Annotated in this window: 12 protein-coding genes and 1 riboswitch; of the genes, 3 read left to right on the top strand and 9 right to left on the bottom strand. The window is 28.1% G+C overall.

Features of this window, described 5'->3' with window-relative positions:
- Positions 1-133: 133 nt before the first annotated feature.
- Complete coding sequence (locus Q0F58_RS14645; RefSeq protein ID WP_294378071.1) at positions 134-541, bottom strand: DUF6323 family protein; 408 nt, start codon at positions 539-541, stop codon at positions 134-136.
- Positions 542-793: 252 nt separating this feature from the next.
- Positions 794-1,108, bottom strand: a complete 315-nt coding sequence (locus tag Q0F58_RS14640) for a TfoX/Sxy family protein (RefSeq protein ID WP_294378070.1) — start codon at positions 1,106-1,108, stop codon at positions 794-796.
- 261 nt (positions 1,109-1,369) lie between these two features.
- Here Q0F58_RS14640 and Q0F58_RS14635 point away from each other — a divergent pair, with 261 nt between their 5' ends.
- A complete protein-coding gene (locus Q0F58_RS14635; RefSeq protein ID WP_294378068.1) occupies positions 1,370-1,837 on the top strand; it encodes a response regulator in 468 nt (155 codons plus the stop codon).
- 100 nt (positions 1,838-1,937) lie between these two features.
- Here Q0F58_RS14635 and Q0F58_RS14630 read toward each other — a convergent pair whose 3' ends face one another.
- Positions 1,938-3,053 (bottom strand): DUF3810 domain-containing protein, encoded by a 1,116-nt coding sequence (locus tag Q0F58_RS14630; protein ID WP_294378066.1) that lies wholly within the window; start codon positions 3,051-3,053, stop codon positions 1,938-1,940.
- Between the two features lie 241 nt (positions 3,054-3,294).
- Here Q0F58_RS14630 and Q0F58_RS14625 point away from each other — a divergent pair, with 241 nt between their 5' ends.
- Together Q0F58_RS14625 and Q0F58_RS14620 are read left to right on the top strand one after the other, a co-directional pair.
- Positions 3,295-3,837 (top strand): NADH peroxidase, encoded by a 543-nt coding sequence (locus Q0F58_RS14625; RefSeq protein WP_294378062.1) that lies wholly within the window; start codon positions 3,295-3,297, stop codon positions 3,835-3,837.
- Between the two features lie 32 nt (positions 3,838-3,869).
- Entirely contained in the window at positions 3,870-4,193 is a 324-nt protein-coding gene (locus Q0F58_RS14620) for a DUF1540 domain-containing protein (protein ID WP_294378060.1), read from the top strand.
- 116 nt (positions 4,194-4,309) lie between these two features.
- Here Q0F58_RS14620 and Q0F58_RS14615 read toward each other — a convergent pair whose 3' ends face one another.
- The 6 genes from Q0F58_RS14615 to Q0F58_RS14590 form a co-directional block, all read right to left on the bottom strand.
- Positions 4,310-4,807 (bottom strand): hypothetical protein, encoded by a 498-nt coding sequence (locus tag Q0F58_RS14615; RefSeq protein WP_294378057.1) that lies wholly within the window; start codon positions 4,805-4,807, stop codon positions 4,310-4,312.
- Between the two features lie 244 nt (positions 4,808-5,051).
- Positions 5,052-5,516, bottom strand: a complete 465-nt coding sequence (gene ribE, locus Q0F58_RS14610) for a 6,7-dimethyl-8-ribityllumazine synthase (protein WP_294378054.1) — start codon at positions 5,514-5,516, stop codon at positions 5,052-5,054.
- Between the two features lie 136 nt (positions 5,517-5,652).
- Complete coding sequence (locus Q0F58_RS14605; RefSeq protein WP_294378052.1) at positions 5,653-6,846, bottom strand: bifunctional 3,4-dihydroxy-2-butanone-4-phosphate synthase/GTP cyclohydrolase II; 1,194 nt, start codon at positions 6,844-6,846, stop codon at positions 5,653-5,655.
- Between the two features lie 130 nt (positions 6,847-6,976).
- On the bottom strand, positions 6,977-7,630 hold the full coding sequence (locus Q0F58_RS14600; protein WP_294378049.1) for a riboflavin synthase: 654 nt from the start codon (positions 7,628-7,630) through the stop codon (positions 6,977-6,979).
- Positions 7,615-8,724 (bottom strand): bifunctional diaminohydroxyphosphoribosylaminopyrimidine deaminase/5-amino-6-(5-phosphoribosylamino)uracil reductase RibD, encoded by a 1,110-nt coding sequence (gene ribD, locus Q0F58_RS14595; protein ID WP_294378045.1) that lies wholly within the window; start codon positions 8,722-8,724, stop codon positions 7,615-7,617. Before ribD ends, Q0F58_RS14600 begins: the two co-directional genes overlap by 16 nt.
- 235 nt (positions 8,725-8,959) lie before the next feature.
- Positions 8,960-9,078, bottom strand: a riboswitch (FMN riboswitch).
- Between the two features lie 57 nt (positions 9,079-9,135).
- Positions 9,136-10,323 carry a DUF6398 domain-containing protein gene (locus Q0F58_RS14590; protein ID WP_294378041.1) on the bottom strand — a complete coding sequence of 396 codons (1,188 nt, stop codon included), beginning with the start codon at positions 10,321-10,323 and terminating at the stop codon, positions 9,136-9,138.
- Positions 10,324-10,511 lie beyond the last annotated feature (188 nt).

Below are 10,511 nucleotides of genomic sequence, written 5' to 3'. Positions count from 1 at the left end.
TTCATTGATTATATCAGTTAAAATTTCATAATTATTTTGATTAAGTGCAATACTTCTTTGTTGTTCCATATTTCCCATCTCTGATTTTTTTCCTTTTATTTATTCTGCTATACTAGACATATCCTTTTATGATTCAATAATCTTTTTCATTGTCAATATCAGCATAATTTTTCATACCCTTTCTTACATTGTCTGCAATAACATACATTACTTTTCCTTCTAGAAGTTCTAATGATCCTTGACAATATCCTTCGAAATATTTTTTCATTATTTCTATAAGTTCATCATCACCTATCAAATCTAAAGTTTCATTCTTATAATTATAAAAAATTTCTACAAGTTCGTTTATTGTATCCATATAATTACATTGTGATATATATGATGAATCACAAAACTTTTTAATTATTTTAGTTATTATCTGACCATTAAATTCTATTCTGCCGCTTATTTTAAGGGCAGTATTTCTCGTTTTAATTATCTCTTTTACATCATTTTCACTGAGTTTCAACGAAAATTCTTCTGAAAATTCATTGGTCTTCATAATCTCATCAAACACCTGTTTTTCTATAATACTATTGTTAAACCCTTTAAAACTTTTAATTATTTCATTCAAATTTAAAACTTCCTTTCGAAAAAGTATTGACTTTTATTTTAAAATATGATATAATAAAAATTATTATCGAATATTTATAGTTTATCATTAGTGATGTCCACTGTCAATTTCTTTTATAATAAAAAATATGATCAAAATTATATTTGAATGTAATTTTGATCATATTTTTTATTATATTATTCACTTCTTTTTAGACTTTGGTTCAGGCAGTTCATCATACATATTTTCCAATAAATTCATTAAAAACTCTTTATTATCTACATTGTCTACCAGCAGCATCTTTTTCGCTCCTTCATACGGAAGTTCATAACAAGCATCAGGCATAAGTTCTATAGCTGATTTTACTGGTTTTACAAGAAACCTATCATCGTAAATTCCTCCAATAATCCTTTTTCTATAATAAATAATGAATTCTCCCATCATAGCCCTATAAGTAACTTCCTTACATTCTGATAACTGTTCTAATATAAAATTCAGATATTCTTTACTAGACATTACTTCACTCCTTTACATTTAAATCAATAATTATATATATTATATTGCAAAATTACATATAAAAGTTTCAAAGAAATCTTGGAAATATTTTATCCTTCATTATCTATCAATTGCCATATATATAGTAATATTCAATTTCTTTTATGACAAGAGTTTAATAAAACATTTTACTATTTTATACTATATAATTAAAATTTGTAATTATCTTTATGATGATATAAAATAATCTGAGATAAAATATATTTAAGGGAGTTGTTTATAGTGCATATACTAATAATTGAAGATGATAAAGACCTATGCAGCATTTTAAAGAAAGAATTAGAGAAAGAAAACTTTTTATGTGATATCTGCAATAATGGAGATAAAGCCATGTATTATATACTTAATAAAAACTATGATATTATAATCCTTGATAGAATGCTCCCTGAAAAAGATGGTCTCACTATTTTAAAAGAAATACGTACTAATAGTATACTATGTCCTGTTATTATGGTTACTGCCATGAATACTATTGAAAATAAAATTGAAGGACTTGATAACGGCGCAGATGATTATTTAGTAAAGCCATTTGCTATGGAAGAATTATTTGCACGTATTAAAGCAGTTTCAAGAAGACCATCAATAATAATAAATAATACTCTACTTACTTTTTCTGATATAAAACTGGATATGGATAAAATTTCACTTTCTTCAAATTCAAAAACCTGCCCCCTTAATTTGATATTGTGATTATATCATCTTATTGAAGTTTGCACAGACTATTTTTCAATAAATATGAAATCTTTATAAATTTCACTTATTATTAAAACATATCTGAAATAAATCTATCCTAACTCCATTCCTTTTCATAAGATGAAACAATTAATTTCACAACATTATTATAACTTTTTATACCAGCATTCTGGCCTCCTGCTTTTAAAAGAGCATCATAAACTTTTGTATATAATTTAGATATACCGCCTTTATATTGTGCCCAGAAATTTGCATCTTCTTTTATTTCTTTTTTTACATTTTTTGAAAGGCTGCTGTTTATTTCTGTGACTGCATTTTCATTACGTGAATATAAATCATTTATGCAGTACACATATGCCATAAGATAGCCACTATATTTATATTCATAATTATCACTATCATCACATGCAAGAAAACTTATAAAATTTGCTTCACTTTCATCATTAAATCCCTGTATATGGCTTAATTCATGGCATATAGTGCTTGGTATATTGCTGTCTGCCATGTCATAATTATAATTTGCCTCTATAGTAAATGTTGTTTCGCCTTGAAGAAGCTGATATGACATTATCTGAGAAAAAATGTAATGTTTAGGCATAGGATAAAATCCATCAAGACTTTTATATTTCTTTGCCAAATTTTCCATTGTTCTAATTCCTTCTTTATCAACATCATGATAATCTAATTGCAAAAGTCCATTTTCATCTTTCTTTATTTTTTCTTCAAGATAATTAAGCCTATCTCTTAAAACTTCACATACTTTTATCAGTTTTTCTTCATTTATATCAGAATCATCAATTCCTTCCAGACTTACAAAACTTGATTTAAAACAATTTACACTTTGTCCTATAACATTAAAAAACACAAAAAACGAAACCAGTATGACAATCTTTGATGCATATTCCTTAAAGGCTTCTAAAAACTTGATTCTTTTCTTCAGCAATAAAATACTGTAATAAAAAAAATTATATATCAAATATGCAAACACTCCCAGCATTATGAGTTCATAAACTGATAGTGGTACAAAGGAAAAAATTCTACATATGGTATTTTGTAATATGAAATATACATATTTATAATACATATCAGAAAATCCTGGTATCCATTTTCCCATTCCAAAAAGTAAGCCACTTACAATGAGAAGAATCAGACTCTTATTCAATCTTTTCTTCTCTAATTTTAAACTTATTCTATTTTTGCTATCATCATCCATATTAATCTCCCTAAACATTGAAATGTTTATATCACATTAAAAATCTAAATATACTCTTTTAATAATATATTTATATGACAAAACTATTACAAAATCAACACTCCCAATATATTAACTTTACTTTAAGAATTATTTATATTTTTAATACATTCCATAAAAATCGTAATATTTTTTTAATTTAAGTTAATACTAAGCTTAAGGTTGTTTGCCTGAAAAATTATTTCTTTTGGAGGAATTCTTAATGAAAAAATTTATTTGTGTTGTGTGTGGATATGTTCATGAAGGTGAAACTCCACCAGATGTATGTCCTATTTGTAAAGCTGATTCGAACAAATTCAAAGAAATGAATGAAGAATTAAATTTTGCTGATGAACACAGAATTGGTATCGCAGATGGGGTTGATGATGAAATCCTGGAAAGCTTAAGAGCTAATTTTATTGGAGAATGTACAGAAGTAGGTATGTATATTGCAATGTCCCGTCAAGCTGATCGTGAGGGTTATCCTGAAGTAGGTGAAGCTTATAAAAGAATTGCATATGAAGAAGCGGAACATGCTGCAAAATTTGCAGAAATTTTAGGTGAAGTAGTTATGCCATGTACAAAATCCAATTTAAGTGCCAGAGTTGAAGCTGAATTTGGAGCATGTCAAGGCAAAAAAGATCTTGCTACGTTGGCAAAGAAAAATAATCTTGATGCTATCCATGATACAGTCCATGAAATGTGCAAAGATGAAGCAAGACATGGAAGAGCATTTGAAGGGTTATTAAAGAGATATTTTAATTAATAATTGTTATTATTTTAAAGGAGTGATTTTTAATGCAGAAAATTAATTGTAATGTAGATAATTGTTCACATAATAATAGTGGTGTATGTTATTCTAACAGAGTTGATATTGGAGGATTAAATGCTTCTTCTGACTCTGGAACTTGTTGTGGTTCATTTTTAAATAAAGCACTATATGGCGATTTAAGTTCAAGTACAAATAGCAGTAACAGTGAATGTGACTGCCTTATATGCAAAGTAGAAACTTGTACACATAACTGTAATACTATTTGTAATCTTGATTCCATAAATGTTTCTGGAAATAATCCCCAACTCTATACACAGACAAATTGTGAAAGTTTTGAATCTAAAAATTAAGAATTTTATATAATTCACATTAATAAAAAAAATGTAAAATAATCCGTATTTTTAAATGGATTATTTTACATTTTTATAATATAACTAATTTAGTTTACACAAAACTATTGACAGACTCATTTCCGGTTGTTCAATATTTCTTTTGCATTATTTATAGATTTTATAAAGTTATTTTCACATTCTACTTTTATATTTTGTGATTTTTGTTTAAGTCTTATCAATTGAAGTGCCTCTAAATATTGTTTTAACGTTATTGCTTCTTCTTTATATAAAGTGTAAACACATTTTTTAATCTTTTCAACATTTGATGAATTAATTGATGCTGAACCCTTTTCTAAAATATTTCTAATATCCACATGTCCATCTTCAGTAAAATCTTTTTCTGTTATTTTTATATCTAATATTGTCTCAAGGTCTCCAAGTGCTTTTATTGCTTTGTCTGATAGATTGTATTTTTCACATAAATCAAAAAATAATTCACCTTTATTCTCTTCTATATTCTTTTTTATATTATTTAATATACTCTTAAACTCAGTTGAAGTTTTTCTAATATTTTTATTTTCTCCTATTATTCCAGATTGTTCTGATGGATTTTGCAATTTCACTATCTCCACAAATATACACTTCCCTATTTAATAATTTTAATAAAATACACATCTTCTTAATCTATTATCGGCATTACACATTTGGCATTAACCCTTTCAAAGTACTTCAAATATTATTTTAGATTAAAAATTACCTTTAATAGACATAATTCAAAATAAAAAATCAAAGTCTATTGTATTGAAAACTTTGATTTTCTATTTTGATATCTGCATATTAAATTTTTATAGAGATACTTTATTATAAACTTCTGATTTATTTAAGAACTCTTATTAAATTGGCCATTTCTATAGCTGATACAGCACATTCATATCCTTTATTTCCTGCTTTAGTACCGGCTCTTTCTATTGCCTGTTCAATATTATTTGTTGTAAGCACCCCAAACAATACCGGCTTTTCACTTTCAAGGGAAACATTTGCAATTCCTTTTGATACTTCTGAACATACATAATCATAATGAGATGTAGAACCTTTAATGACAGCACCAAGACATATAACTCCATCATATTTATCATTTTTAGCCATTTTTTTAGCTATTAGTGGTATTTCAAAAGCACCTGGAACCCATGCAATATCTATGTCTTCTTCTTTTACTCCGTGCCTTTTTAATCCATCTAATGCTCCATCTAAAAGTTTTCCTCCAATAAATTCATTAAATCTTCCTACTACTATTCCAAATTTTAATCCTTCTGCTACTAATTTTCCTTCAAATGTATTCATTTTATTTCCTCCATGATAATTAAATTTATATATTTCAATTAATAATGTATAATTGATAATTAGCAATGAATTATGAAACCTTCACCAGATTTCTTTGATTATTATGTTGCTTTATATATTTAAAATAAATAATTTATTAGATAGTCAGTAAATGTCTCATTCTTTCTTTTTTTGTTTTAAGATATCCAATATCATATTTGTTAGCATTCATTTCTATTGGAATTCTTTCACTTACCTCAATTCCATATTTCTGTATTCCATCTATTTTTTCTGGATTATTTGTTATGAGCTTTATTTTGTTTATTCCAAGATATTTAAGCATATCTGCACTTGCTCTATAATCCCTCATATCATCTTTAAATCCAAGTTTTCTGTTTGCATCTACAGTATCAAAACCTTTATCCTGTAAAGCATATGCTTTTAATTTGTTTAAAAGTCCAATTCCTCTTCCTTCCTGCTTCATATACAACAGTATTCCACATCCTTCTTCTGCTATCATTTTCATAGATGCTTCATACTGTTCACCACAATCACATTTTCTTGATCCCAGAGCATCCCCTGTAAGGCATTCTGAATGAATTCTCACAAGAATATTTTCAGTTTCTTCTATATTTCCTTTAATAAGTGCAAGATGACACTTATCTGTATTTTTTTCTTTAAAAGCCACTACCTTGAATTCACCATACTTAGTTGGAAGATTTGCTTCTGTTTCTTTTTTCACTATACTTTCATTCTCAAGCCTGTACTTAATTAAATCTTCAACTGTTATTATCTTTAAATCATGTTTTGCTGCAAAGTCAAATAAATCATTTCTTCTAGCCATTGTTCCATCATCTTTTACAATTTCACATATAACAGCTGCTCCCTTAAATCCTGCAATTTTTGCAAGATCAACTCCAGCTTCTGTATGTCCTGTTCTTTCAAGGACTCCATTTTCTTTTGCTATAAGCGGAAATATATGCCCTGGTCTTCTGAATTCCATAGGATTATTGCTTTTTACAAGATTCCTTACTGTATGAGCTCTTTCAAATGCTGATATTCCTGTTTCAGTATCAATATGATCCACAGATACTGTAAATGCTGTCTCATGATTATCTGTATTCTTTTCCACCATAGGATTTAATTTTAATTTTTCTGCTATTTCTTTTTCAACTGGAACACATACAAGTCCTCTTGCATATTTAATCATAAAATTCATAGCTTCTCCTGTAATCATCTCAGCTGGTATTACAAGATCTCCTTCATTTTCCCTTCCTTCATCGTCTACAACTATTATCATCTTTCCTTTTTTCAAATCTTCAACTGCTTCATTTATTTTATTAAACTTCATTTTATTTCCTTCTTCCTTTAAAATATCTGTTTATTTCAATTTTCAAAAAGATCACATATACTTTCTAAATTTTCTAAATTACTTTAAATACTCATAATTTTATATTATTCTCTAATTTTTCTGCTTAATCTCAGAATCCATTCTGCCTTAAAAAATCTATAGTTATGCTGCTTTCATTTTCACTAATTTTATCCTTTGCAAAAGACGAAAATTTTTCTATATATTTTCCCACAAGATCATTTTCAAGATTCACATCTGAACCTTCTTTTTTGAATGACAGTATGGTATTTTCTAATGTATGAGGAATAACTGATACTTTAAATGTTTCATCATCCACATAAGCAACTGTCAGACTTATTCCATCAATTGCTATAGAACCTTTAAATATTATATATTTCAAAATTTCTCTGCCAGCTTTTATTGTAAACCATGTTCCATCTTCTTTTTTTTCTATAGAAACTATCTTTCCTTTTCCATCAATATGACCGCTTACAATATGTCCACCAAGTCTGTCACTTACTTTCAATGCTCTTTCAAGATTTACATTCTGACCTTCCTTCAAATTTCCAAGATTTGTTCTTTCTAATGTTTCTCCCATAATATCTGCAATAAAAGAATTATCTTTTAGCTTATTTACTGTAAGACATACTCCATTTACAGCTATGCTATCACCTATTTGAGTTTCTTCTAAAACTTTTGAACACATTATTTCAATATTTCCAAATCCACTTCCTATCTTTAATTCCTTAAGACTTCCTACTTCTTCTATTATTCCTGTAAACACATCACATCCTCCTTTAAAATGTATCCTTCTGCCATAATTTCATTTCCAATTTTTTTATAAGCCATATCTTTAAGATGTATACATTCATCAAGAATTGAAAATCCTTCACCACTTACACTACTTCTGCTTTTTTCTCCTCCAATAATCTTAGGCGCTATGTAAAATCTCACTTTGTCAACAATTCCTTCTTTCAATGCTGAAAAATTTATCATTCCCCCGCCTTCTATTAAAACTGAATCAATATTTCTTTCACCTAATTTTGTCATTAACTCTTTTAAATCAACTTTTCCTTCACATGATTTTGTTTCTATTATTTTAATTCCATTCTCTTCAAGTCTTTTTTTCTTTATTTGGTCTGCTCCTTCAATGCATGCAACTATTGTTTTATGTCCATCCTTAATAACATTACTGTCCAAAGGTATCCTTAAATTACTATCTACTATTATCCTTACTGGATTCTTTCCTTTATTTTCACCTCTATATGTAAGAGATGGATTATCACTTAAAACTGTATTTATTCCCACCATAATTCCTGACATCTGTCTTCTCAATTCATGAGCATGAATACGTGATTCTTTACTTGTAATCCATTTGGAATCGCCACTTCTTGTAGCAATTTTCCCATCTAACGATATTCCAGCTTTCATAATTACAAATGGCTGTTTAGTCGTTATATATTTCAAAAATACTTCATTCAATCTTCTGCATTCCTCTTCTTTTACTCCAACTTTTACTTCAATATTGTTTTTTTTAAGCTTTTCAATGCTTTTACCTGCCACAAGAGGATTTGGATCAAGCATCCCTATTACTATTCTTTTGAATTTCTTTTCTATAAGAAGATCTACACAGGGAGGCGTCTTTCCATAATGCGCACAAGGCTCTAATGTAATATAAATTGTTGCTCCTTCCATATCACTTTCAGTATTTAACACTGCATTTCTTTCTGCATGTGCATATCCATATTCCTCATGGAATCCTTCTCCTATAATAATTCCATCTTTTACTATAACAGCGCCTACCATAGGATTTGGATTTACCATTCCCATTCCCTTTTGAGCTAGTTCTAATGCTCTTTCCATATAAAATTCATCCATAGAAATTCCTCCTGCCTAAAATAAATTTCTTCCAATAAAAAATAAAAACCCTGAATTATTCTTCAGGGTTTTCATTTAAATTGTTCTTATTATATCTATAGGATTAATATATTTCTATACTATTTTTGCTTTCTTTAATAACAATAGTTTCTTTTAAAAAACTAAAAGTCCTGAACAAAATGTTCAGGACAGAAATACAAACACAAATCTTATAAAAAATATAAAACAAATATTTATTACTCTTCTTTCATCCAGACTATAACTGTTGGCTTCGGAATTTAACCGAATCTGCTCAATAATAAGCTCGCGGGCTATACCGCCAGTAAGGAATTACACCTCGCCCCGAAGATTCATATTAAATTTATGTTATTATATTAACACATAAGTTAATATATGTAAAGAATTTTCATATTAAAAATGTAATATTTCAAAATCTTTTTTCATGGATTTAAGCCATTTAATCATTTCTGCATCATTCCAAACTTCTAGTCCAAGTTTTGCATAATTTGCTGCTTCCTCTGGGCTTCCTGGTATTGGTGATGATTTTACTGATTTAATAGTCTTTGATTTTAATAAATAATCTACTACAAATGGATTTCTTTTATACGCTCTTCTCAATGCACTTTCTGCTTCTCTTCTTTTTCCACATTTAAATAAAAGTGCTGCTCTGTTATAATTTGTATCAACTAAGAAATCATGCTCACATCTTGTCAATATCTCTTCTGCTTCCTTAAGCTTTCCTTCAATTATAAGCCAGCTTGTAAGAATTCCTCTTGAAAGAAGATTATCTTTTCTGTCATATGTCAATACATCATTAAGATTTTCAATAGCTTCTTCTCTTTCATTCATGTTCCATAAATGAAGTGCTAAAGTGTATTTTGCTCCAAAGAATGGTTCTGCAATTGACAATCTGAATATTCTTAAATCTGTATCTTTCAATTCAGTTATTTTCAATACATTTTGTGCTGCTGTAACTGCTCTTTTTAATAATTCTTTCTTTTCTGAATTACTCAAACTAGAATTTTTTGACAATATTATATATGCATCAGAACAATCTTCATATATGTTTAATGCTTCCTTAGCATATTTTGCCTTATTATTATAATTTTTTTCATTCCAAGCTCTTTCTACAACCCTTTGAGCTTCTACAAATTTTTTGCTTACAGTAAATCTAAATGAATCTGCCTCATTTTTTTCTGCAGTAACTGCTGCTTCTTTTTGCGCTGATAAGTCAGCTTTTCCTATTGTCCACTTATTAGCATTTTCATCCAAGCCTAATAAAGCTCTTACCTCTTTTGATTTACTCGATCCTGTGCTGCTGCTTACCCCAAAACCTTTGTATAAATCAAGAGCTTTCATATGGGGCTCATTTTTAGCATCAAATAAATTATTCACATTTCCAACAGCGTGTACAATACCTGCTGCCCATGAAAAGCTTTTTCCCTTTTTTACTTTATCTTCATTATTTGTAAATAATATTTTTGCAGCCTGTATACAGAGATTTTTATATTCATCGTTAAGATATTCATTTGAAAAGCTTGTTATCTTTTCAACTATCTCTTCATATTTACCAGCTAATACGTTAGATAATTCCTGCATTACTTCTGATAGCTCCTTTTTCTTAATCTTTATATCCATCTGACATTTGTATTTTTAATCAAATGTCTCTCAAAATTTAATAATATATATTCCAATTAACAATGTACAATGAACAATTGACAATGGAATATGAAATTTTTTCAATATTTCTTTAATTATTATGTAGCTTCATTATTGAAACATATATA

Origin of the sequence: uncultured Clostridium sp., from assembly GCF_934754915.1 — a bacterium.
Classification (GTDB): Bacteria; Bacillota; Clostridia; order Clostridiales; family Clostridiaceae; genus Clostridium.
Note: the sequence above shows the minus strand (reverse complement) of the source record. Positions and strands in the feature narration are given on the sequence as shown.